This window comes from Spirosoma utsteinense, from assembly GCF_014282275.1.
Taxonomy (GTDB): Bacteria; Bacteroidota; Bacteroidia; order Cytophagales; family Spirosomataceae; genus Spirosoma; species Spirosoma utsteinense.
This window is the reverse complement of the sequence record NZ_VFIA01000025.1, coordinates 36,611-62,174: the sequence shown is the minus strand read 5'-3', so window position 1 is coordinate 62,174 and position 25,564 is coordinate 36,611. Positions and strand designations below refer to the sequence as shown.

The window sequence follows — 25,564 nt, the reverse complement described above, 5'->3', positions numbered from 1 at the left end:
TGTGACAGGTCGTTTTTACGAATCGCGTCGCAAGTTACGGGTAAGCGCCCAAATCTCAAAGCCTGTATAACATATATATAGTACAAGAAAGTTAAAAACGAAGGCTCGGCGCTGATCGACCTGCTGGAACAGAAAAAATCCAATGAAGGCCAGTCCCAGTATCAGGCGGGCTACGGTCGAGGCCATGTACATAGGCACAAAACGCTCACGATCACCCTGTAAACCAGTCGTTACCAGCCGATGAGTCAGGAACGAAACGCTCAAAAAGAAGCCCAACAATATTTTCCATTTGGGATGTAGCCAGGATGCCGAATAATATTCGTCAACTACGAAAAATGCAATCGCCAGCACGGCCGTAAATAGTATTGTCCGAAGCATGAATCAGTTGATCAGTTAGTGAGTCGGTCAGTTGGTGAGTTGATCAGTTGGTGAGTTGATCAGTTGGTGAGTCGGTCAGTTGATCGGTTAATGAGTCGGTCAGTTGGTGGTGCATGAGCAATACGTGTGCATCAGCCACTGACCAACTCACCAACTGATCGACTCACCGACTGACAAGACTCACCGACTGAAAAGACTATTTATTGGTAAGCTGGCGAATGAATAAGTAAAGCGATGCACCAATTGCTGTTAACGACAGAATTATGGTCCAGATGGGACTACGGTTATTTTGCCACTCATCGATTTTCATCCCGGCCCAAACACCTAGTCCAATGGTCCCTAACATTTGAAACGCAATGCCGCTGTATTGCGCAAAGGAGGTCGTCTTTTCTGTAGTACGCTTCAGCAGATCTTGCTTCGCCAGCTTGTCGGGACGATTTTCTTCAGATTGATCAGGCAGGTTTTCCATAGATTTCGGCTGGTTGATACCATGTGAAGCGCAAAATTCGTTAATTTGGCCTAACGTTCCATACGGCCAGCACTGCCTTAAACGTTTTGATTACGAGTGCCCACGTGTTATTTACGAATGTCCCGCTATTTCCCTAACCGCTCATTTCTGGTATTGACGGTCCTTGCTTCATTGACCGGGGGACTGATTTCGTGCTCACAGTACAGTACGAGGCCCATTAGTAAGGGGTATCATAACCTCAATGCCCATTTCAACGCTTACATTATAGCCCGCGATCAGATTGACGCAGCGGAACAGATACTTTTCAAAACCCGTCAGGAAAATTACAATCAACTCCTGCCCATTCTTCTGCCAGTCGATTCGATGCTCGTTTTGCCGGTAAAGCCGCAGTTGGACGATGCCATAAAAAAAGCGTCGCTCGTTCCTGAGCGGCATCAGAATAGCAAATGGGTTGACAATTCGTATACGCTGATCGGTCGGGCACGGTTGCTTAAACAGGATTTACCCAACGCCATCGAAGTCTTCAAATATGTAAATACCAAAGGCACCGATGAAAACGATAAACACGAAGCACTCGTTGGCCTGATGCGGGCTTATGTGGAAGCAGGCGATTACCCTAACGCACTCAACGTAGCGGAGTACCTACGCACCCAGCCACTCAATAAGGTTAACACCCGCACGTTTTACCTGACAAAAGCCTATCTGCACCAACGGAAAGGAGAATATGTTACGGCCGTGGGCATTCTGGACGCTACCTTTCCTGTGTTAAAAAAGGGGGAATCCACGGCCCGCCTGCATCTTATTGCCGGGCAACTATATGACCTCATCGGCCAGCCAAATAAAGCAGTCGATCAGTATCGGGAGGTGCTTCGTGCCCGCCCCACCTACGATCAGTCTTTCTACGCTAATTTATACGCTATCCAGAGCAATGGCCTCACGGGCGACCAGAAGCGGGTAGCGCAGTCGGTTGCAACCTTTGAGACCATGCTCAATGACCGCAAAAACGCGGATCTTAAAGACAAGATTTATTTTACGATGGGCTTGCTCGAAGCACGCAGCGGCCGAATCGATCAGGCAATACGGTTATACAGCCAGTCAATCCAGGCAGCGGGTGCTAACACGACACAGGTACCCTTCACCTATCAGGAAATTGGCCGACTTTATTTTGAGAAGAAAGCTGATTATCCAAAAGCAAAAGTGTACTACGACAGTGCGCTGGCGCTCTTACCGAAACAATCGCCCGACTATGCAGCGGCAGTAACCCGTAAAAAAACGCTTGATGAGTTTGTTGAGTACCGGAACACGATCCGGACGGACGACAGTTTGCTGACGCTGGCCCAACTGGAACCAGCCGCGCTCGACAAAGTACTGGAGGGTGTGATTACGAAACGGGAAAAGGAAGACAAAGAACAGGCTGCCCTCGCGCAACAGATTGTAGAACGCGCATCGGCTGGCAACTTCAACGCCGTAGCAGGGGCAACAAACTCAACCCTCCCTCCGAACGAACGCTGGGTACTATACAACCCGGTAGCGCTTAGCCAGGGTCGCCAGGAGTTTTCCGTGCGTTGGGGTAATCGGCAGCTCGAAGACAACTGGCGACGCAGCAGTAAGGAATCATCCGAATCGGTAGCGGCTACGAACAGCCCATTAAATGGTGGTTCTGCGGCTAACGGCATCAACCCAAACGCGGCATTACCAACCACTAATGATGGCCGTGGGTCAGTAGCCGGTCCTGAAACGGGACGGAAAGCGCAGAAAGATGCGCTGAGAAGTCAAATTCCATTTACCCGGGAAGCCCAGGTGCAGGCAAACCAGCGAATTGAAAACGCGCTGTACAAGCTGGGGAAACTGTATAAATTTCAGTTGAACCAACCCGCGGATGCCATTCCAACCTTCGAACAGTTACTGGTTCGATACCCCAATACGCTCCCAAAACCGGAAGTGTACTACCTGCTTCACCTGTCGAATGAGCAGTTGGGAAAAGCGTCGAACTGGAAAGATAAACTGTTGGCTGAGTATCCGAATACCTCATATGCCCGGCTATCGGGCCGCGCCGTTGCTCAGTCCACCGATTCTGAAGCACAGGCACAGCGGATTTACACCGCTATTTATGAGCTTTACAAAGCGAACAACCTGACAGAAGCCCTGGCCCGTGCCGAAAACGCAGCAGGTTCCTTTTCGGGTACGCAGGTAGAAGACAAGCTAGCTTTATTACGGGTCATGCTGATTGGGCGTTTAAAAGGCGTTGACGTTTACCGGCAGGTGCTGAATGAATTTATGCGCGATTACCCAGCCAGTAAATTGTTGCCCCGTGCGCGGGAAATGCAGGCCGCAGCTAACCATCCAACGGCAAACATAAAATGAATTTTACTAACAGGGAGTGGTACTTGATAAACGCCTTACTGGTTGTCATATATCATTCGTTGTTCATCATTAGTTCACGATGATTGAATTTGCTGCCGGTACCTACCGGACCTTAATAAAGAAACTTTGGCAGTTTTCACTGCTTGGTATTGCCCTGCTGGTTTTTTATGTACTGGCTGTCAGCTACAACTTTTTCTGGCTTTTTGGGGGAATGCCAAACCTGAAAGCGCTCGAAAATCCTAAAAGTGAAGAAGCATCAGAAGTATATACAGCCGATAATCAACTGTTAGGAAAATACTACGTTGAAAACCGAACACCGGTCGAAATATCGCAGGTGTCGCCAAACATCGTATCGGCTCTGCTGGCAACCGAAGATGCCCGCTTCGTGAAGCATTCCGGCATTGACCCCCGTGCCCTTTTTCGCGCCGTAACAGGTGTACTTTCGTTCCAGAACGTGTCCAGTTCCGGGGGAGGCAGTACACTGACACAGCAGACGGCCAAGAACCTCTTCGATACCCGGCAAGAGGAGCTACGTGGAGCACTGGGTAATGTCCCACTCCTGAAAACGATCATTTCAAAAACCAAGGAGTGGATTCTAGCCGTACGGCTGGAGCGTAATTACACCAAGCAGGAGGTCATGATGATGTACCTCAACACGGTTTCCTTCGGCAACAATACCTATGGCATCAAAACAGCCGCCAAAACTTATTTCGGCAAAGAACCCTGGAGCCTGAACGTTGAAGAAGCGGCTCTGCTCGTTGGTATGCTGAAAAATCCAACCCTCTATAACCCCCGCCTGTTTGAAGAACGAACCGTAAACCGGCGCAATGTGGTGCTGGGGCAGATGCGGAAATACAAGTTCCTGACCGATGAGCAATTTGCTGCTTACAAGAGTAAGCCCCTGAAGCTCGACTTCAGCATCGAGAACCAGAATACAGGTATGGCGGCTTACTTCCGCTCGGTGATCCGCGACGACATTAAGCGGTGGATCAAACAGTACAATGAAGAAAATGACGCCGATCTGGATCTTTATACAAGCGGTCTGAAAATATATACCACCATCGACTCGCGGATGCAGGCTTATGCTGAAGAGGCCGTGATGAACAATATGCGTGACCAGCAAAAGAAGTTTTATGAACACTGGCGCGGTCGGAATCCATGGGTACAGAAAAACCCGAAGACGAAAAAGTATCAGGAAATTCCGGGCTTTATCGAATCAAGAGCCAAGCAAACAGCTCGTTACAAGCAGTTGAAAGCGGAATACGGCAGTGACGAAAAGGCGATCTGGCGCGATATGGCGAAGCCGTCGAAGATGAAAGTGTTCGTGTATGGTGGCACCCGTAATGAGAAAGACACGACCATGAGCCCCATGGACTCTATTCGGTACTACAAACGGTTGCTCAATACAGGCTTTATGTCGATGGACCCCCGTTCAGGCTACGTCAAAGCGTGGGTTGGTGGAATCAATTTCAAACACATGAAATTTGATCACGTGCGCCAGAGCCGACGCCAGCCGGGTTCTACCTTCAAACCGTTCGTTTACCTCACAGCCATGGATCAGGGTTTTGTGACGCCTTGTAGCCACGTTGTCGACCGGCCTACTGTTTTCGCCCATGGGGAAGACAACAACAATGGTCCACCATGGATGCCCAAGAACTCCACCGGCCGCTACAGTGGCCAAAGCTTATCGTTACGGGAAGCGTTAGGACAGTCGATAAACACCGTCAGCGCGCAGCTGATCAAAAAAACCCGTGCGGCTGCTGTCATCAAGTACGCCCAGGATATGGGCATTCAGAGTAAAGACCTGCCCAATAACCCTACGCTCTGCCTTGGAACAGGCGATGTATCGGTGTATGAAATGGTGGCGGCCTACTGCGCGTTTGCCAATGGTGGCACCCGGGTTCGGCCCATGATGCTTGTTCGGATTACCGACAAAGATGGTAATGTGCTTAAAAACTTCACCCCAGATGCCAATCAGGTGATTAGCGCCAATCGGGCCTATGAAATGCTCCATCTTATGCGAGGGGCCGTTGAGGAACCCAATGGTACAGCCCAGCGCCTGCGAACACAATACAAACTGCTGGAAGGCGGCAACGAAATAGCCGCTAAAACAGGAACAACATCAAACTATTCAGATGCCTGGTTCATGGGCATGACCCAGCACCTGGTGTCGGGCCTGTGGGTTGGTGGCGACGATCGCCCCATTCACTTCCGTACCATCGAGCTAGGACAAGGGGGGCGCATGGCTATGCCTGCCTGGGCTATGTACATGCAGAAGATCTACAAAGATCCCTCGCTGACCCAGTATCGTCCTGAGCCATTTCGAAAACCCAACAACTTCAAGATCGACTGTGGCGGTTACCATATAGACTCTTCGCAACGGTATATTCCACCCAAAGTTGTACCGGAAGATGAAGAAGAAATTCTTCAATAAAACAAGCGCTTAGCGGGCTTGAAGTAGCCGTCTACAGCAACCTTTACCGCCTGTCATTTGTTAAGAAATACAGCTCGCGGATAATAGAAGGAGGACAGATTTTCACGAAAGCGTCAGCGTGTGTCTATCCTTTTCCTGTTGTCCGTGTGCTGTTTCCTATACATAACTATGCCGGAATTCGACCACAAAAAAGAACTCGCCAAGGTACCGCACGAACCGGGGGTTTACCGCTATTTCGATGCATCGGGTGAAGTGATCTATGTTGGTAAAGCCAAAGATCTGAAAAACCGCGTTGGCAGCTACTTTACTAACTCGAAGGGCCACGATCGGAAAACATTGCGACTTGTAAGTCAGATACGTAAGATCGAGTTCACTATTGTCAATACCGAATTCGATGCGCTATTGCTGGAAAATCAGCTCATTAAGCGGTACCTGCCAAAGTTCAATATTTTGCTGCGTGACGACAAAACGTACCCATTCGTTTGTGTCACCAATGAACATTTTCCACGGGTTATTACCACCCGGCGCATCGATCGTAAACAAGGCACATTTTATGGACCCTTTGCCAATTTAAAGCCTATGTACACGGTGCTGGACATGTTCAGCCAGTTGTTCACGATCCGTACCTGCAATTACAATCTTGCCCCGGAGAACATCCAGGCTGGCAAATACAAGGTCTGCCTGGAATACCACATCGGCAATTGTAAAGGGCCCTGCGAGGGTAAACAGGCCGAACAAGAGTACAATAAAGATATTGAGCAAGTTCACCACATTCTGAAAGGAAACCTGAAACCCGCGCAGGATTATTTTCGGGGGCGAATGGTGGAAGCAGCCGGTGAACTGGCCTTCGAGCAGGCCCAGACCTTTAAAGATAAGATGGATGTGCTGCAGCGCTTCCAGAGCAAATCGACGGTTGTAAACCCAAAAATTGCCGACGCCGATGTTTTCTCGATTGCCTCCGACGAAACAGCCGCTTATGTCAACTTCATGAAAGTTGTCAACGGCACCATTGTACAGGCCCATACCGTTGAAATCAAGAAGAAACTCGACGAGAGCGACCCTGATTTGCTGGCCATGATGATCATCGAATTCAGGGGACAATACGGTAGCAACGCGAAGGAGATCATCACGAACATACCGCTCGATATCGATTTACAGGCGGAGGTGACTATTCCGCAGATTGGCGACAAGCGTAAATTGCTGGACATGTCGTTGAAAAACGTACTGTACTTCCGGCGGGAACGCCAGGAACGGGCAGCCGCCGAAGCTACGGCCAGTGCCAGCAAAAAGGACCGGGTGCTCATTACGCTAAAAAAAGATTTACAGCTAAAATCGCTGCCTAACCGCATAGAATGCTTCGATAACTCCAATATTCAGGGTACCAACCCTGTATCGGCAATGGTCTGCTTTGTTGGTGGAAAGCCCGCCAATAAAGAATATCGACACTACTCCATAAAAACAGTGATCGGTCCCAACGACTTCGCCAGCATGTACGAAGTCGTTACACGTCGGTATAGCCGTGTGTTGGAAGAAGCTACGGGCTTACCCGACCTGATTGTTATTGATGGCGGTAAAGGCCAGCTCAGCGCGGCCTGTGATGCGCTCAAAGCCCTCGACCTTTACGGAAAAGTGCCCATCATCGGCATCGCAAAACGGCTGGAGGAGATCTATTTCCCGGAAGACAATCTGCCTTTGTACATCGATAAAAAGTCGGAATCGCTCAAACTAATCCAACGTATCCGGGATGAAGCTCACCGGTTTGCTATCACCTACCATAGGGATAAACGTAGCCGAAATAGCCTCATCAGCGAGTTGGAGAGTGTAGACGGTGTTGGCAAAAAAACAGCGGCCAAGTTATTGAAGCACTTTAAAGGCGTTACCAAAATCCGCGAGGCTTCACTAGACGAAGTAGCAGAGATCGTAGGGAAAGACCGGGCCGCTAAGCTGAAACAGTATTTTGAAGCCATGGAGCAGTAACGTACCGCGGACTTCAGTCCGCACTTAACTATTCAACACGGACTGAAGTCTGCGGTACAACAAAAAAGGAGCCATGTGGCTCCTTTTTTGTTGTTTCAAAAGACTCTTAGTATTCCCAAAGGCCATGCTCGGTTTCCATAAGCTCATACTCTGTCTGGTACGACTTCATAAGACCTTCCTTATCACCGTACATTCCCACTAAGTCGGTATCTCCAGGGTTAGCCACTTTGGTGATGCGACCGTAGAACAGACGAAGATCAAAGGCATCGGCCAGATTCTTGTGCTGAGCCTGGTTTTGTGGGTTATACCAGATAAACTTCTTCGGGTCGCTCCGGAACAGCTTGTCCAGATCTTTGTATTTGAAGGTAGCTAATGGCGTTTCAACACCAGCCGAGTTTTTGTCAGAAGGCAGATATACCGTAACTGTCTGGATGTCATAATACAAGCGGGACCGCTTGCGATCAAATATCCAGTCCTCCTTGATCTCCATAATATTGAAGTCCTTCGCGAAATATTCATCCCCCTGAATAGCTGGTACGGCTGCTACAGCAACGGTATCTTTAGGTGGCTCCACTACAGGCTTGGTACCCTTCTTGCCCTTCGTGTTTTTGGCAGTTGCCTTTTTCTTTGGCGATGGTCCCCAACCGTCGTCAGCTGGTTGAGCGGCCGCTTTCTTCGGCGTTCCCCAACCGTCGTCGGCAGGCTTGGCAGCTGTTTTCTTGGCGTCCTTTTTAGGATCGCCCCATCCATCGGAAGCACCGGTCGATGTTTCGGTTCCAAAGCCAGCCGCAATCTCTTCAGCTGATAACTGAGGAGCCGAGTTTGGCATGATCAACCGCTGCTGCATTTTCTCCGGAGTCAACTTGGTCGCTACCGAATCATTCTCATACCCATCGATCAAACCGGCTTTCATGGCTTCGATCAGGTACTTCGTTATTTCGTTGTTTTTCGAGAACATCGATTGATTCTGTTTCTCCTTCAGGTCGATCCGACGCCAAAGGGTCTTCTTCATCATAATGTCATTCTCGTTGATTCCGCGAACCGACAGCGAGTTGGTGCCGGTACTTGGTTTCTCCTGCGCCATTGCCCCCGTTCCGGCTACCGCCATCACGGTGGCGACTACTGCCATTGTTCTGATTTTTTTCATCTTCAGGTGTTTTTTCTTCGCCCTTGTGCGACTAGATAACGAACAGTAATTCGCTTTAGTACGCTTAATAGAGAGGAACTGTCTGTTGGGGACTACCCATTGGAACATCGCTGATATCGCCCCGGAAGTTACGGCGCTGTACCCCGTCGACCTGTATTGAATACCGGTCACCGGCCTGCGCTTCGGCGGCCAGCGAACCAAGAGAACCACCACCGGCACCCAGGTTGACCTGCCCTACTTTACGGGTTCCGCGAGCCAGAATGACCGTTATTCCCGTTACCCGGAAATTGGCATCATCCGGCGAGTAGTTACGAAAACTTTCGTCAGCAACCGCATTGACCCGAATACTACGCGCCGAACCTACCGGCACGCCCCGAGGATCACCAACTTTGGTTCCGCCAACAAAATACTCGATGGTTGGACGAGGTACCCGGTTAACCCGAAACTCGTTCTTACCCAGTAAGCTACCAGCGTTGCTTACATTCAGGACTACACGGTTTGAGCTTGGGATAATGGTAATCTTGCCTTTCTCTCCAGAGGTAATAACTGCACCACCATCTGCCGAGAAGTTTGGATTCCACAAAGCACCTAACTGCGGACTTTGTACACTCAGTTTATTAGCACAACCCAGATACAAAGGCGGGAAAGATCCGGATTCAATCTCATAAGAAGGCTTCGCAACGAAGTATTCCTGATTGAACGAGACCGTCTTGTTTTCGCCGTTCGGCTGCTGGTAAGAGATCGAGCCATTCAACGTGCGACGTGCCAGTCCATTTTTATCATACGCCCCACCCTGGGCCGTAAACTCGATGATACCCTGACCATCCTGAATTCGTACGGGACCACCGTTCAGGCTCATCCGTGGTTGAATTCCGGAAGAAGAAGCAGCCAGAAACATCTGACCTTTAAATTTCGTACCAGCAACGACCACCTTCGACTCCATGCTCAGCATGGCTAAGATCTTATCGAACTTCACATCCTGCGCGCCTACTTTGCTGGCCAGCAGGTTAAGCACTTCACCCTCAATTCGGCGAACATCCGATTGGCGCTGGGTCAATACGGCCAGGGCAGCGGGAACTGGAGTCTGCGCGAAGTTAAGCTCGGCAAAATCTTTAGTACGTTGCTCCGGCGACCGGCTCATAATTGGATCTTCTTTGCCATTCAATGCCAGTGATCCGTACTTGGCAGGTGAATACTTACCCAATCCGGTGATATAAGCGTCCAGTTTGTTTTTCAGCGAATAAGCTTCTCCGTTGCGGTTACCACCAATCATGATTTGAGCAACTTTCTCTTCTTCACTCAAATTACGAATGGATCCGGCTTCATCAACGCCACCACCCGCTTCAGTAATTATGCGTTGTTTCAGCGCGTCTATTTCGCCAATAACATTGCTCGTTTGCTTCCGTACGTCATCAGCCTGTTGTACGATAGCCAAGTCATTGGCCCGGTTACCGGATTTCTCTACGGTTGCCCGAATATTATCAAGGGTCGATTGGTTGACTTTATTAGCTGACCCGGTAGACTGCTCTAAGCTATTATTCAACAGAACGAATTTCTCCAGAATGGCCGACGTGACCTGCAGGGCCAACAGTGCGGTCAATACCAGATACATCATCCCGATCATCTTCTGACGGGGTGTTTCTTTTGTGCCTGCCATGAAATTTAATGAGTTGTAAAGTTATCAAGTTGTAAAGCCGCAAGGCTGTAAAGTTGTAACCAGGCGAAGCCTGACCATCACAACCTTACAACCCGCTGGCTCCATAACTTTTTTTAGTTACCGCGCATAGCGGTTAGCATGCTGCCGTATACGTTATTGAGCGATGCCAGGTTACCAGTAAGTTTCGCCATTTCGCTCTTAAACTGCTGCGTATCGCGGCTCGCGTCAGCCATGTTTTCCATCGCCGATGTCAGGCTGCCATAAAAAGCATTCATTGCTTTCAGGTGCTTGTTGGTGTCCTGTAACTCCAGCTCATAAACCGCATTGAGGGCACCCATATTCTTGGTTACCTTCTGAAACTGGTCACGGTAGTCTTTGGCATCAGTTGTCGCGTCGGCCATTGAGTTCATAGCTGTGATCGCTGTACCATAAGACTTATTCATTTCACCGATAGACGACGACGCCGACTTTACGTTGCGGGCATAATCATTGGTAGCTACCGTTGCGTCGGTCAAGTCGGTCAGTTTAGAGACCGTGTCATTCAGGTTGCGGAATCCGGAGCCAAGTCGCTCAAACACGTCGGGCGTCACTTTTGCTTGTGCCAGCATCTGGTCCATATTGCCAGTCAGGCCGTTTGCCTGTGGAGCTGGTTTACGAGCTTCGCCCTTGAAGTCGTCACCCAGTTCCGGGTATACTTTCTCCCAGGCGTAATCAGTTCCTCCTGGTATAGGCTGTGTAAAACTTTGTACAGCGTACAGTGCAAAAATAACTACTTCGGTAAGCAGACCGAGCGTCAGCATAAAACCGAACTGCTCGTTGTGGGTAATCTTGGCCCAGGCTCCGAAAATAACGACGGCGGCCCCTGCACTATAAATGGTTGGTACTAAACGATCCCAAAAGAAATTAGTGGACTTTGCTGTTGCCATGATAGCGATTATTGATTGAATTGGGTAACTGTCTTGTTGGATGTGTTAGGCTTTTGTTTTAGCCGATGACTTTTTGCTGCTTTTAGCCTTGCTACTACCCCCTACCCGACCACCGCGAGCCGACGCGGTACGACCTTCGAGGTTGTCCATTACGCAACGGAAACCGATATACGAACGCTTCTGATCTTCGTACTCAAAGTAACGGGTTCCAGTCTCAAGGTAATAAGCAATATCTTTCCAGGATCCACCCCGAACCACCTTACGAGGTTCATCAGCATTCTGGTTGTCGGGGTTCATATCCCAAACAATAGCGTTGGAGTTATCAGCGTAAGCATCGCGGCACCACTCGGCTACATTACCCGACATATTGTACAGACCGTAATCGTTAGGACTGTAAGCCGTTGCGGGGGCAGTGTATGGGTACCCATCGGCGTCGAAATTACCGCGTTGTGGCTTAAAGTTAGCCAGATAGCAACCTTTGCCATTGGCTACGTAGGGGTTACCCCAGGGGTACTTGGCTCCGTTTTTACCACCACGGGCCGCCCATTCCCACTCGGCTTCGGATGGAAGCCGGAACCGGGGGGCGTTAAACTGACCCTCTTTGGTACGGTAATCGTTGTAAGTATTGGTACGCCACTGGCTAAAGTGCTGTGCGGCTTTCCAGTTTACACCCACTACTGGATAGGTATCGAAGGCTGGATGCCCGAAGTAGTATTCCAGCATTGGATCACCGTTGTGGTACGTAAAGTCATTTTTCCAGACGGTTGTGTCCGGATAAAAATTAGCCATTATCTCTTCCTCGCCCAATACTGAGACTGAATCGGCCAGCAGTGCATTTACGTACTGCCGGTATTCATGGTTCGAGATCTCTGCATCATCCATATAGAACGAGCTGATTGTCACTTGCCGGTTCATATTGATCTGGGTGGCAGCCACATCTTCGTCGGCCTGACCCATTATAAACGAACCGGACGGTACCAGAACCATACCATATGGTGTCGTTTGTTTGTAACCCTTACGCCCGGTAGCTGTAATCTCTCCGTTTGTAACGCCTACATCACCCCCCTTACCACCTCCGCCAAACTTCGATTTCACAAATCCGCAACCCTGCATTAGCAGAACTACTGTTGCGACCATCATCACACGGGTTGCGTTGACTGTAAACCAGTTGTACTTCATCATTATAGGCTATTTTGACCGTCTTCTTGTGCGAGACCAGACTAAAAACGAAAATCTGTTTGGTTATTGTATGTAACAAATGGTTCAACCTGAAATTCTATGGCCATGACAACACAAGAGCGCTTACTTTATGAGGTATACTGCACCGTTGGCATAGCCTGTTTCCTCAAAAATACGGCACCAATTGCAAACAGCCTAACAAGAATGTTGCCAAAATGTTGACCATACCCCTACTCCGTTGAAATCCTTCAACTTTGTGCTTGCTTAATACCGGAATCGGGGAGTCCGGATAATTGGTTTTTTCCGGGCGTCGGGGGCAGGGAGTGCATAGCCTACCAGAATCTCATGGGAAGTCAAACTCTTGATTTGCGTACCGCCCGCAACAAGGTCCAGCGAGTATCCAATTCGTAACGCATTGTTACGCATCAGGTTGATGCCTGCCGTAGCCATAATTGCATCACCCAGCCGGTAGCCAACACCCGCCCAGATTCGATTGTCGTAGGTACCAACCAGGTTAGCCGTTATCGCAGTCGCTTTTGTCTGACCAGCCGTACTATACTGTACCAGAATCGATGGTTGTACATCAATATCATACCCGATACCGAGTCGATAACCAGCCGTCAGATTAATATTACGATCGAGAGGGTCGGTAGACCGGTCCGTCACCAGCGTATACGTAGCCGCGTTGAGGTGAGTCACACTTACCCCCAGCCAGTAATCCGTGGAATTATAATAGACACCCGCCGAAAAATCGGGTCTCGCCTGGCTGACACGTCCCGTTGGGATGGCTGGGTCGCCAGGTTCGCCGGGGCGGAACAATTCGCCGTAGTTGATACCCCTGTTGTACATCCCCGCCTGAACACCCAGCGCCAGTGTGCCACTCTTGAGCGCCATTCGATACGCGTAAGCAACCTGCACGGATTGATTTACGATTGCGCCTAATTTATCGTTAAACGCATAAACACCTATTCCACTTTTGATCTTAGCCAATGGCATATTGAACGAAAGCAGCTGTGTACTTTGTGCTCCTCCATCGCTGGCAATCGTTGGCTGATAACCCAGGTATTGGGTTCGGTGCGTAATCTGCATCCGCGACACACCCTCCGAACCGGCAGCCGCCGGATTATAGTACAACGGATTGTACATATACAGACTGAACTGAGGATCCTGTTGCGCCAGAGCCCTTGAGCCTAAGGCGGTTAGGAGTAGACATGAAGCAAAAACGTAAACAGTGCGAATCATACTACCAAAGCAAGAAAATGAAAACCACCACTAACCGAATCCGGGCGAAGAGCAATATACAACTTGAACCGATTCAACGTCTCTACACTAAACGCCTGCACGTCCGAAATATTGAACTAAAAAACAAAGGTTGGACGCCTTAAACGAGCACATATACCCGATTAGCGGCATCCAACCTTCTTATAACGTTACCCCCTTACTGATTGTTGGCCTTCTTGATGTAGAGTTCAAGCGCTCCGGTCATCGAAGGGGCGTTGGGTAATGGTGCTTCAATATCCAGCATTAGACCTGCTTCGGCAACAGCCTTAGCGGTGGTTGGACCGAAAGCCGCCATCCGGGTTCCATTTTGTTTGAAGTCCGGGAAGTTAGACATCAGCGAGTTAACACCAGACGGACTGAAAAATGCAATGATGTCGTAGCTTTCTATAGCCAAATCCGACAGATCGGTTGGTACAGTTTCATACATCACGGCCTCCGTCAGATGGAGACTGCTGGTATCCATGAACTCCGGAATATCATTGCCCCGAATATTGGAACAGGGAAATAGGAATTTCTCCGTCTTGTGTTTTTTAATCAGTTCGAAAAGCTCAGTAGCGGTCTTCGTCCCGTTAAAGATCTTACGCTTCCGAATGACAATGTATTTCTGGAGGTAATTAGCGGTTTGCTCCGATATGCAGAAATACTTCATGTCGGCAGGAACCTCGATACGACCTTCCTGGCAAACTCGAAAGAAGTGATCAATAGCATTTCGACTTGTAAAGATAATGGCCGTATGAGCCAGTATATTTATCTTCTGACGACGAAAGTCCTTGAACGACACGCCGTCGATCTGAATAAACGGCCGGAAGTCAATTTGAAGGTTGTACTTGCTGACAAGATCAAAGTAGGGAGACTTTTCGTCGGCAGGGCGGGATTGGGTGATTAGAAGTCGGTTGACCTTCGTAAGCCGGTCTTCGGCCGATTGTATGCTTGTATCGTTCATTGAATCTGTACTCGTTTCAATGGTCAGTTTAAGGCTGTACGTTTTGTTGTGTTTCGGTAAAATACCTGTGCTGAATATTTCCAGCGGCAACTTCCGTACAGACTCACTCATCAAAGTGCAAAACGCAATCCAATGATAAGTGGAATCAATTCAACGATACAAAGGTACGAAAATAAATAAAGATTCTTGATAGGCTCCATACTCCGAATAGCCAAATAGAGCAGAGCCAGACGGGCCGTGTAAAATATGATCAGGGGTATGAGCAGGCTATTCTGAGACCAGGTCAGCGTCGGCCCATTGAAGGCAACAATAGCCAGCAACAGGGTCATACCCGTAAAAAAAAGCAGTGATGACTGTAGTATCTTGAAAAAATGGACGTTGATAATACCCTGTAGTTTATAAAGTCCGCCAAGCACTTCCAGCAGTACATACTTGCCCATCAAAAATAGAAACGCCACGGCACTCAACAGAAAAAACTCACCGGTCAGCGCAACAAACCTATGCCCTCCCAGGAGCAGCGCCCGCGAAGCAAACACGTCTATATTACGGCTTTGTACAAATAGAATCAGGTAAGCCAGTACGAAACTCAGGTTGATCGTAAAAAGTATGTTCGTACTGCTAAGCGGTCGATTAATTAGAAAAGACTCTTCCTGAGCACGGAGCGACAGCAAATCGCGCAGGCTGTAAAAGCGCAAAAAGGCCCGGTGGTAGAGGCTGAATAAAAAAGCGTGTGTGGCTAGCAGGAACAGTAACCCAACGCTCAGAAAGCTATCATAGTCCGAAAACTCGCGGGGACGCAAACTCAGATTATCGTCGCGCAGTACAACCGTTTTCTGCGTTGCCGACTTGGGATATCCAATAAATAGCTGACGGTCGCCAAGGCCCGGCGCACCATAAAGGGTAAGAAATAGTTCGGGCTGCCGGTAAACGCGGTATAAGCTGTCGATACTCAACACCTGCCAGGTGCCCGCCCATAGTTTACGCTTCAGGGCAGCATTGATGAACAGATAGCCATCCTGCTGGGTCGAAATAAGCAGTACGTAATGACGATTGCTTTCCAGGTCGATATAGGCACTTAACGCCGTTTTATCGGCATGCTGCTCAACGATGTAAGGTACGTAGGCCTTTACAGCATCATCATACACCTGAAAATCATCCCGAAAATTCTGGACCGGATAATACCGATTTTCCGGACCTATACCTACATTCTTGCCGCTACTCTGCGCATTCGCAGACCAGCTCAATAGTAAACAAAGAAGCCCTGGCAACCAGCAACGTATCCAAATGGTAGGCATAAATAAAGCCGAAACGTTACCATTTCGGCCTTACAAAGGTAGTTCTTTTCGTTGCTCTTTCGATAATGGCCTTTTATTTGCCAAGTGCTTTAAGCATCGTATCACCGATAAGCGCCGGCGATTCAACTACGTGGATACCACACTCCCGCATAATCGCCATTTTGGCAGCAGCGGTATCGTCGGCACCACCAACGATGGCACCGGCATGACCCATCCGGCGACCTTTTGGCGCGGTCTGACCAGCAATAAAGCCAACAACCGGCTTACGGTTACCGTCTGCTTTGATCCAGTTAGCAGCCTCGGCTTCCATACCGCCACCAATCTCACCAATCATCACGATGGCCTCCGTATCGGGGTCATTCATCAGTAATTCAACAGCTTCTTTGGTGGTCGTACCAATGATCGGGTCGCCCCCAATACCAATGGCCGTACTCTGACCCAGCCCGGCTTTCGTCAGTTGATCGACCGCTTCGTAGGTCAGGGTACCTGATTTTGACACAATACCAATAGTGCCTTTTTTGAAGATAAAGCCCGGCATGATCCCGACTTTACATTCTTCAGCCGTCATAACGCCAGGGCAGTTAGGCCCAATCAGCCGGACCTCTTTATCACTCAGGTAGTGCTTGACAGCAATCATGTCGCTGGTAGGAATACCTTCTGTAATGCAGATGATGACCGCAATACCAGCCTCAGCCGCTTCCATGATGGCGTCGGCAGCGAACGCAGGTGGCACGAAAATAATCGATACGTTGGCGCCAGCCTGATCGACTGCTTCCTGAACGGTGTTGAAAACAGGCCGATCGAGGTGCGTTTGCCCCCCTTTGCCGGGTGTTACGCCCCCAACAACGCTGGTGCCGTATTCGATCATCTGCTGGGCGTGAAAACTGCCCTCCGAGCCGGTAAAGCCCTGGACGATAACTTTGGAGTCTTTATTTACTAGAACAGACATGACGGTTTGTAAATCGTTGGCAATGCAGTTAGTTTCCGGGAACGATGGATGATCGATAACAGGTACAAAAGATCAGCAAAAACAACAGGCGATGTAGTTGCGCGATCGAACGGCTTTTCTCGAACATCCAACGGCTTTGGGTGGCAAAAGTAGCCGAATCTTCGTAAATTACGTGATGATTTTTTCGCACATTCTATCCGGTTCCATTCTGGTCGGGGCGGGCATAGGCGTATTCTGGCATTATTTCGGTCGTATTTCTCTGTTTAACCGGCTGCTATGGGGGTTCTTTCTGCTGACGACGTCGCTGGCTGCGCTGATTGGCGTGTTCCAGTATGCAGGGAATGATTTGCTTGAGCCACTACACCGGTCGATGATTATTTTGTCCGATAGCCTGGGGGTCGTATGTGTCGTGACGGCGGTTTATGCGCTGCTCAACCAACGCACACTCTCGCTGCTTACCTTCCTGTCAACGGTTATTTTCGGGTTGTTTCTGTTTATTAGTCTACTACTCCCCGATATCCGTGTCTTTACGCCTATTGTGCCTTCTCTGGGCATTCTGGTGCTGATGTTGCTTGCCGTGTTTTCGCTGCTACAACGCAACAAACGGGGTTTGTGGGTAGTGCTGGCGGCAATGATGATGGGGCTGGCCACCAAAGCCGATGCCTTCGACGGATTTATTCATCCAACGGATTTTTACCACTACGCGAGCGCCCTGGCTTTGTGGTTTTTCGGAAAAGCAGCCCATCGCGATAACCAACTGCCTGTACGTTGAGTTTGCTAGCGAACAGTAGTGCCCGGCGGTCGGTAATTCAGTAACCGGCCGGCGTATCCTGACATAGGTGGCACCGCTTTTTGCTAAACTCAACGATCGTGAATTTATTAGAATTAGCCCATGACCCGGTGCAAACGGCCAAAGCAGCCCGATTGCGCTACATGACCGACAGCATGCCCGGAATCAGTCGTCAACTCACTGGCGATCAGTTTCAATACATCGATGCGCATGGAGATCCAGTCGATGATGAAGCAACACTGGCCCGCATCCGCAGTATGGCTTTGCCTCCGGCCTGGGAACGCGTCTGGATCAATCCCAAACCGAACGGTCATTTACAGGCCACTGGTATTGATACCAGAAACCGTAAACAATACCGCTACCACGCCAACTGGAACGCCATCCGGAGTGAAACGAAATTTTTTCGTATGGTGGCTTTCGGCGAGTCGTTACCCTTGCTGAGGGCTCGGCTGGATAAGGATCTTAAAAATCGGGAGCTGACACGAGAAAAAGTGATTGCCATTGCGCTGAGCGTTATGGAGCAGACACTTATCCGGATAGGTAACGCAGCTTATGAGAAAGAGTACGGCTCCTATGGGCTCACCACCCTGAAAGACCGACACGTAAAAGCAGAAGGCGCTGAACTCCGATTCAGCTTCAAAGGCAAAAAAGGCATTTATCATGACATAACACTCCACGATAAGCGCCTGACCAAACTGGTGAAGGCCTGCCGTGACATCCCCGGTAAAGAACTATTTCAATACTTCGATAAAGACGGTAGCCGGTGTTCCATTGACTCAGGGATGGTCAACGACTACCTGAAAGAAACGATGGGCGATGATTTCTCGGCCAAGGATTTCCGAACCTGGGCTGGCACGGTCAATGCACTGCGTTTACTGGTCGAACTGGAACCCTGCGACGCAGAAAAAGAACTGAAGAAAAATGTGAACACGGTCCTGGACGAGGTATCACATACCCTGGGAAATACCCGAACAGTTTGCCGAAAACATTACGTGCACCCGCAAATTCTGGAGGCTTACGAATGTCAGGATCTGAACCCCTACATCAAACAGAAAGCGCGGTTTCGGCGCAGCAGTCCACACGGCCTGGACGGTGTAGAAAAGTTGCTGTTGAAGTTCCTGAGCGATCAAGTCAAAAAGGTCGTGAAAAATCCGGTGGCTAAGAAAGAGCTGGCTTGATCTGATCGAACTCACTGGCTGATAGTAATTGGCCAGTGAGATTTTCATTGCGGCTTCGTGCGAATAGCCTTCACCCAACTCGACTGACTGCACCGGGAGCAGAATGGCCGATTGACGGGGGCTTCGAAGGTGTGTACATTGCCGCAGTTACAGCAGGCATAGCGTCCGGATTCGGCGATATTTTCTATTTTCCGGTCAAACTCTTTGGGCAAAATAGGTAACCCGGCCTTTACGCCCTCAGGCTCGAACCTGAAGAGGCTAAGTTGCCCGTTCGGCTCCAGGATAGCCACACGAATCTGGCCCAGATGCTCCACACCAGCCGCCCTCATATCGGAGAACAGTTCTGCAATTGTGAGATCTTCGCGGCCAAAATTTTCGATCAGGATACAGCCGTTCTCAATGACGTACACGGGCTTTCCTTCGATGACCTCGCTTACCCCTTTGTTGTGATCACTGATGTAGGTTATGAGCTTATAACAACTCATCATTACCACAAACACTACCACCGCCGAACTTAACGGTACATCGTGGTAAAACATGGGGTCGCCAGCGGCCGAGCCCAGACCGATCAGCAACACTAGCTCATAGATCGACAGTTGCCGTACTTCACGCTTGCCCGATATGGTCAGCGCCGTCAGTACAACCGCAAACATAAACACCGTCCGAAAAGCTACTTCCCCTAAATACGACCAGGGAAACTGGTCAATAATCATTCGTTCCCAATCAAAGGGCTGAACGGGATCGGGCATACGTAAGGAAGCAGAGTGAGTGAGGTAGTACAAAGGGTAAAGCAATAGAGGAGACAGGGCAGACTATAGTAGCCCGCTCTGCGCCACTTACTTTTTATTCTCCGGCGCGTTGTCCTTGCGGACTTTGATACTGCGCTTAAGCGCCCACGTTTCGGCCTGCGCGGTGGCAATAGCGATGGCTTTTTTCTCGTCGCTCCCGTCGGCCAGTAAAGCATTGGCTATTTCGATAGCCTTATTGCGAACCGGGGCCATAAAATTCTTCAGGGAGTCAGGATAGTCTTTTGTTGTCCAGGGCATAGCAGTGATCTGTTATTGATTGGCTAAGCATTGATTCAGTACTATAACTGACCAACTGGCTAATCAGATAACTGTTCAAGTAACTTACTGCACCAACTCCTGCGTGATGGTGCTGCTCAGACGAAGCAATTCAATTTCTGCCGCTTTAGCGTTGTATTCCGCTTCGATCAGGCGAATCTGGGCGTCGATCGCATTGCGCTGCACATCACGAAATTCAACAAACGTCGAATTACCAATGCGATACCGATCGTAAGCAATGTCTACGTTCTGATTGGCCAGCTTGTTATTCTGAACTTCCAGATTGAGCAAAGCCAGGCTGTTTTGATACGCCTGATACGTTTGAACCAGCGCTGACTGAAGCTGGAGCCGCTGATCGTTCTCCTGATTCTGGGCGATCAAGGTACCAACGCGGGCATTCTGAATCTGCCGTTTCAGGTTGTAGCCGTTAAAAATGGGGATTGTAGCCTGAAACACATAAGTCAACCCATTGTTGCGCGCGTTTCGAACACCAAAACCACCCTGGTTATTGATGAATTGATAGTTGTAACCTGCCTGAGCCGTTACTATCGGCAACTGTTGCGCATTGGCCAGCCTTATGCTCACGTCAGCCAACGTCCGGTTCAGGACAGCCGCCACTAACTGTGGGTTGTTCGTAGCCAACGATTCCTGCAACGGTGGAAGCTGTAGATCAGGACGTACCTGAATAGTATCCCGCACTGCGAATTCAGTTTGCACGTCCCGCACCAGCAGGGTGTTGAGGAGTACTTTGGCGTTGCGGAGTTGCTGCTCCTGCGACAACAAGGCAGCGCTGTCTGTGTTGTAATCGACTTGTGCACTCAGAAAATCGACTTTCGAGCGGGTGCCGACGTCGTAGGTAGCGCGAGCCAGTTCGAGCCGTTCGCGCGAAATGTCGAGCGCCTGCGTAAAGGCAATCAGCCGTTGCAACTGCCGCACAACGTCGAAATAGCCAGTAGCCACACTCGCTACGGTTGCTTCAACGTTAGCACGGGTCGTAACCGTGCTGATCTGTACCAACTGGCGCAGTTGATTATAAGTAGCCGACCGGCCATACCCATTGAAAATGGTGTAGTTCACATTCAGGCCCAGGTTCGTTGTCCGGTTGAAAATACCATTGATGATCTGACGGGGACGCAGGCCGTCCAGAAACGTTTGATCAAGGTTTTGCAAACCACCATTCGACGTAACGTTGCCGCTTACCACAGGTAAATAACCAGCATTTCCTTTGGTGTAATTATTTCGGGATATCTCCTCCTGCGACCGGTTTATCTGCACCTGATAATTTTTTTCGGTCGACTGGGCAATAGCCTGCTGCAACGTCAAGACTTCCCCCGGCTGAGGAAGCGTAGCAATAGTAAATGTTCGTTGCTGAACGCGCTGAATGGCATTTTGGGGTTGTTGAGCAAAGACCGGAAGGGTAAGCAAACTAAAAAGAATGCAACTATTGAGCTTCATTGATATGACGTTAACACGACTATTGGGTCAAATTTACAAGAATATGCCGTTGTTCAGCAGGCTTGTCAACTTTAGCTTAACTTGCGGGCTTTCCCAACCATTAATCATGAAATATAGTCTCCTCCTTTTTTCTACCCTATTTGTCGCGCTATCTGCCTGTTCGTCGAAAAAGAAAGCAGACCTTCTTGTCAAAAATGCCCGTGTTTACACCGCCGATTCGAGCTTTTCCACGGCCAGTGCTTTCGTTGTAAAAGACGGTATTTTTCTGGCAGTAGGATCAGCCGACAGCCTTACCGCGCTGTATGATGCCGATAGTACCGCCGACCTGGGCGGTCAACCGGTTTACCCAGGCTTATACGACCCCCACGCCCACTTTCTGGGCTTTGGCCAGGTGTTGAGTCAGGCAGATCTGGTTGGTGCCGAATCGTACGATGAAGTCATCGAACGGCTTAAAACCTTCTACCAGAAAAATCCGCAGGTGACCTGGCTTACCGGCCGGGGCTGGGATCAGAACGACTGGCCCGGTGAGGCATTTCCAACCAAAGAAAAACTGGACGCTGCCTTTCCGAATGTACCCGTTGCCCTGACGCGGGTAGATGGCCACGCTTTGCTGGTCAACTCCAAAGCACTCCGGCTAGCGCAGGTCACACCTACTTCGAAAGTAGCCGGGGGTGAAGTCATGCTGGCGAACGCCCAACCAACCGGTGTGCTGGTCGACAATGCCATGCAGCTCATCCGGCGCGTGTTACCCCGCCCCGACAACGCCGACAAAACCAAGATGTTGCTGGCTGCCCAGAAAGCCTGCGTGGCACTCGGCCTGACAAGCGTTTCAGACGCCGGTATCAGCCCCGACGAGATCAACCTGATCGACAGTTTGCAAAAAGCGGGGCAGTTAAAAATCCGCGACTACGCCATGGTGAGTCTGGGCGAACCAAACCTGAATTATTTTCTCAAACGCGGACCTTTCCAAACCGACCGGCTTACCGTTCGCGCCTTTAAACTCTATGCCGACGGTGCCCTGGGCTCTCGGGGTGCCTGCCTGCGCAAACCGTATTCAGACCGGGCCGACACGGGCGGTTTCCTGCTCCTTAGCCCTGCTGAACTGGAACGTGTCACGAAACTACTTTATGCCTCTAACTTCCAGGCCAATACCCACTGTATCGGCGACTCAGCCAATCACTTGATGCTGGACTTGTACGGCAAATTGCTAAAAGGAAAGAATGACCGGCGCTGGCGCATCGAACATGCACAGGTAGTGTCTCCGGACGATGTCTGGAAGTTCAACCGGTATTCGATCATACCGTCGGTACAGCCCACTCATGCCACTTCGGATATGTACTGGGCCACCGAACGCCTGGGATCGGTCCGGGTGAAGGGAGCCTATGCCTTTAACGATTTACTGAAGCAGAACAAGCTGATTGCGTTTGGCAGCGACTTCCCCGTCGAGCACCCCAATCCACTCTTCGGCTTTCACTCGGCCGTAGCCCGTCAGGACGCCAAGAACTTCCCGGCTGGCGGTTACCAGATGGAAAATGCGGTAGATCGGAAATCAGCGTTGCTGGCTATGACCCGCTGGGCTGCCTACGCCAACTTTGAAGACAAATTACGAGGCAGTATTTCGGCGGGCAAACAAGCGGACTTTGTCGTACTCGACCGCGACATTATGACCGTTCCAAACCCGCAACTACGACAAACAAAGGTCAAACAAACCTGGATCGGTGGTGATCGGGTTTATTGAACGGTTAAACGTATAACAGCCCACAACTTTAGTTGTGGGTGAACAAGCAATGAACACAGACTCAACGCCCCTTCCTGAGCGGATTCGTCCCCGCACCCTCGATGATGTTATCGGCCAGCATAAATTGATTGGTCCTACCGGTGCCCTGCGCCGGGCGGTTGAAGCCGGACGCCTGCCATCCATGATTTTGTGGGGACCACCGGGTGTAGGTAAAACCACGCTGGCGCTGCTATTGGCAGAAGCCGTTAAACGGCCTTTTGTAGCCCTGAGTGCCATTAATGCAGGCGTTAAAGAGATACGCGAGGTACTAAGCCGACCCAGTGGTTTTTTTCCACCGGTGGTGTTCATCGACGAAATTCACCGCTTCAACAAAGGCCAGCAGGATGCGTTGCTGGGTGCCGTCGAAAAAGGCCAGATTACCCTCATTGGTGCCACAACAGAAAATCCATCCTTCGAAGTAAACAGCGCGTTATTATCCCGCTCTCAGGTTTATATCCTGGAAGCACTTAGCCGCGATGAACTGGTGCAGGTGGTGGATCGGGCTATCGACCAGGATGCGTTCTTACGGTCGAAGCAGATCGCGGTCGAGTCATACGATGCGCTACTTCGGCTGTCCGGGGGCGACGGGCGAAAACTGCTCAATCTGCTGGAACTGGTAGCATCCGCTCATGTATCGACCGACCCGTTGGTGATCACCGATGAGGGTGTAACGGCCGTAGCGCAGCAAAATATTGCCCGTTATGACAAATCCGGCGAGCAGCATTACGATATCATTTCGGCTTTTATCAAATCCCTGCGCGGCTCCGACCCGAATGCATCTCTGTACTGGATGGCCCGAATGATCGTAGCCGGTGAGGACCCGATATTTATTGCCCGCCGTATGCTGATTATGGCTTCCGAAGATATTGGCAATGCCAATCCAACGGCCCTGATTATGGCTTCGGAAGCGGTGCAGGCAATCCGTGCCATTGGGATGCCCGAAGGCCGTATTATCCTCTCGCAGGTGGCGGTCTATCTGGCCACATCGCCCAAGAGCAACGCGAGTTATGTAGCCATTGACGAGGCCATTGCTTTAGCGGAGAAAACAGCTCACCTACCCGTTCCGCTGCATTTGCGCAACGCGCCAACAAAACTGATGAAACAGATTGGCTACGGAAAAGAGTATCAATATGCTCATTCCCACCCCGGCAACTTCGCCCAGCAGAATTTCCTCCCCGACGACTTGAAAGGCCACAAAATTTACGAGCCTGGCCACAATGCCCGTGAACAGGAAATAAGGCGTAACCTGGAAAAGTGGTGGGGCGATTGGTATGGCTACTAACGTTTTTTACAGCACCCGGCTTATAAAGACTTTTTGCGCGACGTTCCCCGGCTGTCTTCTATCTTCTGCTGGGTTGGAATAACAGACACGTCCCGCTCCCGTTCGGTCTGTTCAACATAAACGGCATAATCGGCCGGTTCGATTTTGATGCCGAAATGATTGGCATACGCCTGGGTAAACTCGGCACCGAAATAAAGAATAGCTGAGGTATAATAGATCCAAACCAGAATTACGATCAGCGAACCGGCCGCCCCGTAGGCCGAGCTGGTCGTTGTTGTTTCCACATACAAGCCAATCAGATAGCGGCCCAGCATAAACAGCAGTGCAGTAAAAAAAGCACCCCATCGTACATCTTTCCAGGCAATTTTAGCGTCGGGCAATACCTTGAAGATGATAGCAAACAGTGTTGTAATGACGGCGGTACTAATCAAAAAGTTGATACCGCTAATAATGATTACGCCAATTTGAGGAATATAACGCGTCAGGATACCACTCAAGGCCAGCAGCAGACCGTTTATAATCAACGAAACCAGTAGCAAAAACCCCAGACTGACAACCAGGGACGATGACAGCAGGCGATCTTTTATCAGTTTCAGCCAGCCGCGTTTTGGTTTCGCTTTCACGCGCCAGATCATGTTGACAGAATCCTGAATTTCAACAAATATGGTGGTGGCACCGATGATAAGTGTTACAATACCTATTATCAACGCGGTGCTGGACTTCCCCGATAATTCAGACGCTTTGATCATATCCTGGATCTGCCGGGCGGCCTGATCGCCTACCAGGCCGTTGATCTGGGAGAAGACTTGTCCTTGAATGGCTTCCTGCCCCAGAAAAATACTGATCAATGACATCACCAGCACCAATAAAGGGGCCAACGAAAAGACGGTGTAATAGGCCAGGGCGGCACTTAATTTCAAACAGCGATCGTCGATAAAGCCATTGAACGAATCGCTCAGCAACGTCCAGGTGTTGGCAAAAAACTGCTTAGGGGTTATAGTATTCATGTCGTCGAGTTC

The 25,564-nt window shown here is 50.0% G+C and carries 21 protein-coding genes; 7 read left to right on the top strand and 14 right to left on the bottom strand.

The features are described 5' to 3' along the window. Positions 1-15: 15 nt before the first annotated feature. Positions 16-378, bottom strand: coding sequence for a hypothetical protein (locus tag FH603_RS18665; protein ID WP_186739184.1), 363 nt, complete (start codon positions 376-378; stop codon positions 16-18). Positions 379-574: 196 nt separating this feature from the next. Further along, positions 575-847, bottom strand: a complete 273-nt coding sequence (locus tag FH603_RS18660; protein WP_186739182.1) for an AtpZ/AtpI family protein — start codon at positions 845-847, stop codon at positions 575-577. Between the two features lie 117 nt (positions 848-964). On the opposite strand from FH603_RS18660, the gene porW reads away from it, so the two are divergent. The 3 genes from porW (at position 965) to uvrC (ending at position 7,622) form a co-directional block, all read left to right on the top strand. Further along, complete coding sequence (gene porW / locus FH603_RS18655; protein WP_186739180.1) at positions 965-3,211, top strand: type IX secretion system periplasmic lipoprotein PorW/SprE; 2,247 nt, start codon at positions 965-967, stop codon at positions 3,209-3,211. A gap of 79 nt (positions 3,212-3,290) precedes the next feature. Continuing rightward, the gene (locus FH603_RS18650) at positions 3,291-5,645 is read left to right on the top strand and encodes a penicillin-binding protein 1A (RefSeq protein WP_186739178.1); all 2,355 of its coding nucleotides are present in this window, start codon (positions 3,291-3,293) and stop codon (positions 5,643-5,645) included. 168 nt (positions 5,646-5,813) lie between these two features. After that, a complete protein-coding gene (gene uvrC, locus FH603_RS18645) occupies positions 5,814-7,622 on the top strand; it encodes an excinuclease ABC subunit UvrC (RefSeq protein WP_186739176.1) in 1,809 nt (602 codons plus the stop codon). Between the two features lie 106 nt (positions 7,623-7,728). Here the strand turns inward: uvrC and porN are convergent, their stop codons facing one another. The 8 genes from porN to sucD form a co-directional block, all read right to left on the bottom strand. Continuing rightward, the gene (gene porN, locus FH603_RS18640) at positions 7,729-8,769 is read right to left on the bottom strand and encodes a type IX secretion system ring subunit PorN/GldN (protein WP_186739174.1); all 1,041 of its coding nucleotides are present in this window, start codon (positions 8,767-8,769) and stop codon (positions 7,729-7,731) included. Positions 8,770-8,833: 64 nt separating this feature from the next. Further along, complete coding sequence (gene porM, locus FH603_RS18635) at positions 8,834-10,426, bottom strand: type IX secretion system motor protein PorM/GldM (protein WP_186739172.1); 1,593 nt, start codon at positions 10,424-10,426, stop codon at positions 8,834-8,836. 113 nt (positions 10,427-10,539) lie between these two features. Beyond that, complete coding sequence (porL, locus tag FH603_RS18630) at positions 10,540-11,352, bottom strand: type IX secretion system motor protein PorL/GldL (RefSeq protein ID WP_186739170.1); 813 nt, start codon at positions 11,350-11,352, stop codon at positions 10,540-10,542. A 45-nt stretch (positions 11,353-11,397) separates the two neighbouring features. Continuing rightward, positions 11,398-12,534, bottom strand: a complete 1,137-nt coding sequence (porK, locus tag FH603_RS18625; RefSeq protein ID WP_186739168.1) for a T9SS ring complex lipoprotein PorK/GldK — start codon at positions 12,532-12,534, stop codon at positions 11,398-11,400. A gap of 261 nt (positions 12,535-12,795) precedes the next feature. After that, on the bottom strand, positions 12,796-13,773 hold the full coding sequence (locus tag FH603_RS18620; protein WP_186739162.1) for a PorP/SprF family type IX secretion system membrane protein: 978 nt from the start codon (positions 13,771-13,773) through the stop codon (positions 12,796-12,798). Between the two features lie 196 nt (positions 13,774-13,969). Then, positions 13,970-14,755, bottom strand: coding sequence for a uroporphyrinogen-III synthase (locus FH603_RS18615; protein WP_186739160.1), 786 nt, complete (start codon positions 14,753-14,755; stop codon positions 13,970-13,972). Positions 14,756-14,865: 110 nt separating this feature from the next. Continuing rightward, the gene (locus FH603_RS18610) at positions 14,866-15,999 is read right to left on the bottom strand and encodes a DUF4271 domain-containing protein (protein WP_235985446.1); all 1,134 of its coding nucleotides are present in this window, start codon (positions 15,997-15,999) and stop codon (positions 14,866-14,868) included. Between the two features lie 124 nt (positions 16,000-16,123). After that, positions 16,124-16,999, bottom strand: a complete 876-nt coding sequence (gene sucD, locus FH603_RS18605; RefSeq protein ID WP_186739156.1) for a succinate--CoA ligase subunit alpha — start codon at positions 16,997-16,999, stop codon at positions 16,124-16,126. Positions 17,000-17,096: 97 nt separating this feature from the next. Here sucD and FH603_RS18600 point away from each other — a divergent pair, with 97 nt between their 5' ends. Both FH603_RS18600 and FH603_RS18595 read left to right on the top strand, forming a co-directional pair. Further along, the gene (locus tag FH603_RS18600) at positions 17,097-17,771 is read left to right on the top strand and encodes a DUF6962 family protein (protein ID WP_317171267.1); all 675 of its coding nucleotides are present in this window, start codon (positions 17,097-17,099) and stop codon (positions 17,769-17,771) included. Positions 17,772-17,869: 98 nt separating this feature from the next. Continuing rightward, positions 17,870-18,967: a DNA topoisomerase IB gene (locus FH603_RS18595; protein WP_186739155.1), complete on the top strand. Its 1,098-nt coding sequence runs from the start codon at positions 17,870-17,872 to the stop codon at positions 18,965-18,967. A 44-nt stretch (positions 18,968-19,011) separates the two neighbouring features. On the opposite strand, the gene FH603_RS18590 is transcribed toward FH603_RS18595, so the two are convergent. The 3 genes from FH603_RS18590 to FH603_RS18580 form a co-directional block, all read right to left on the bottom strand. Beyond that, positions 19,012-19,716 (bottom strand): DUF421 domain-containing protein, encoded by a 705-nt coding sequence (locus FH603_RS18590; protein ID WP_186739153.1) that lies wholly within the window; start codon positions 19,714-19,716, stop codon positions 19,012-19,014. 87 nt (positions 19,717-19,803) lie between these two features. Next, positions 19,804-20,013: a DUF2188 domain-containing protein gene (locus FH603_RS18585; protein ID WP_186739152.1), complete on the bottom strand. Its 210-nt coding sequence runs from the start codon at positions 20,011-20,013 to the stop codon at positions 19,804-19,806. Between the two features lie 84 nt (positions 20,014-20,097). Then, the gene (locus FH603_RS18580) at positions 20,098-21,486 is read right to left on the bottom strand and encodes a TolC family protein (RefSeq protein ID WP_186739150.1); all 1,389 of its coding nucleotides are present in this window, start codon (positions 21,484-21,486) and stop codon (positions 20,098-20,100) included. A gap of 106 nt (positions 21,487-21,592) precedes the next feature. On the opposite strand from FH603_RS18580, the gene FH603_RS18575 reads away from it, so the two are divergent. Both FH603_RS18575 and FH603_RS18570 read left to right on the top strand, forming a co-directional pair. Then, positions 21,593-23,224, top strand: coding sequence for an amidohydrolase (locus tag FH603_RS18575; RefSeq protein ID WP_186739149.1), 1,632 nt, complete (start codon positions 21,593-21,595; stop codon positions 23,222-23,224). Between the two features lie 49 nt (positions 23,225-23,273). Continuing rightward, positions 23,274-24,545, top strand: coding sequence for a replication-associated recombination protein A (locus FH603_RS18570; protein ID WP_186739147.1), 1,272 nt, complete (start codon positions 23,274-23,276; stop codon positions 24,543-24,545). Positions 24,546-24,565: 20 nt separating this feature from the next. Here FH603_RS18570 and FH603_RS18565 read toward each other — a convergent pair whose 3' ends face one another. Further along, entirely contained in the window at positions 24,566-25,552 is a 987-nt protein-coding gene (locus tag FH603_RS18565) for a YihY/virulence factor BrkB family protein (protein WP_186739145.1), read from the bottom strand. Positions 25,553-25,564: the final 12 nt, after the last annotated feature.

What these genes read in the sequence shown, in the direction of transcription:
- porW (WP_186739180.1), top strand. Translation starts at nt 965, where the DNA reads ATGTCCCGCTATTTCCCTAACCGCTCATTTCTGGTATTGACGGTCCTT.
- FH603_RS18615 (WP_186739160.1), bottom strand. Translation starts at nt 14,755, where the DNA reads ATGAACGATACAAGCATACAATCGGCCGAAGACCGGCTTACGAAGGTC.
- FH603_RS18570 (WP_186739147.1), top strand. Translation starts at nt 23,274, where the DNA reads ATGAACACAGACTCAACGCCCCTTCCTGAGCGGATTCGTCCCCGCACC.
- FH603_RS18575 (WP_186739149.1), top strand. Translation starts at nt 21,593, where the DNA reads ATGAAATATAGTCTCCTCCTTTTTTCTACCCTATTTGTCGCGCTATCT.
- FH603_RS18660 (WP_186739182.1), bottom strand. Translation starts at nt 847, where the DNA reads ATGGAAAACCTGCCTGATCAATCTGAAGAAAATCGTCCCGACAAGCTG.
- FH603_RS18620 (WP_186739162.1), bottom strand. Translation starts at nt 13,773, where the DNA reads ATGATTCGCACTGTTTACGTTTTTGCTTCATGTCTACTCCTAACCGCC.
- FH603_RS18590 (WP_186739153.1), bottom strand. Translation starts at nt 19,716, where the DNA reads ATGCCCGATCCCGTTCAGCCCTTTGATTGGGAACGAATGATTATTGAC.
- porM (WP_186739172.1), bottom strand. Translation starts at nt 10,426, where the DNA reads ATGGCAGGCACAAAAGAAACACCCCGTCAGAAGATGATCGGGATGATG.
- FH603_RS18580 (WP_186739150.1), bottom strand. Translation starts at nt 21,486, where the DNA reads ATGAAGCTCAATAGTTGCATTCTTTTTAGTTTGCTTACCCTTCCGGTC.
- sucD (WP_186739156.1), bottom strand. Translation starts at nt 16,999, where the DNA reads ATGTCTGTTCTAGTAAATAAAGACTCCAAAGTTATCGTCCAGGGCTTT.
- FH603_RS18585 (WP_186739152.1), bottom strand. Translation starts at nt 20,013, where the DNA reads ATGCCCTGGACAACAAAAGACTATCCTGACTCCCTGAAGAATTTTATG.
- FH603_RS18665 (WP_186739184.1), bottom strand. Translation starts at nt 378, where the DNA reads ATGCTTCGGACAATACTATTTACGGCCGTGCTGGCGATTGCATTTTTC.
- FH603_RS18650 (WP_186739178.1), top strand. Translation starts at nt 3,291, where the DNA reads ATGATTGAATTTGCTGCCGGTACCTACCGGACCTTAATAAAGAAACTT.
- porL (WP_186739170.1), bottom strand. Translation starts at nt 11,352, where the DNA reads ATGGCAACAGCAAAGTCCACTAATTTCTTTTGGGATCGTTTAGTACCA.
- FH603_RS18565 (WP_186739145.1), bottom strand. Translation starts at nt 25,552, where the DNA reads ATGAATACTATAACCCCTAAGCAGTTTTTTGCCAACACCTGGACGTTG.
- porN (WP_186739174.1), bottom strand. Translation starts at nt 8,769, where the DNA reads ATGAAAAAAATCAGAACAATGGCAGTAGTCGCCACCGTGATGGCGGTA.
- uvrC (WP_186739176.1), top strand. Translation starts at nt 5,814, where the DNA reads ATGCCGGAATTCGACCACAAAAAAGAACTCGCCAAGGTACCGCACGAA.
- porK (WP_186739168.1), bottom strand. Translation starts at nt 12,534, where the DNA reads ATGATGAAGTACAACTGGTTTACAGTCAACGCAACCCGTGTGATGATG.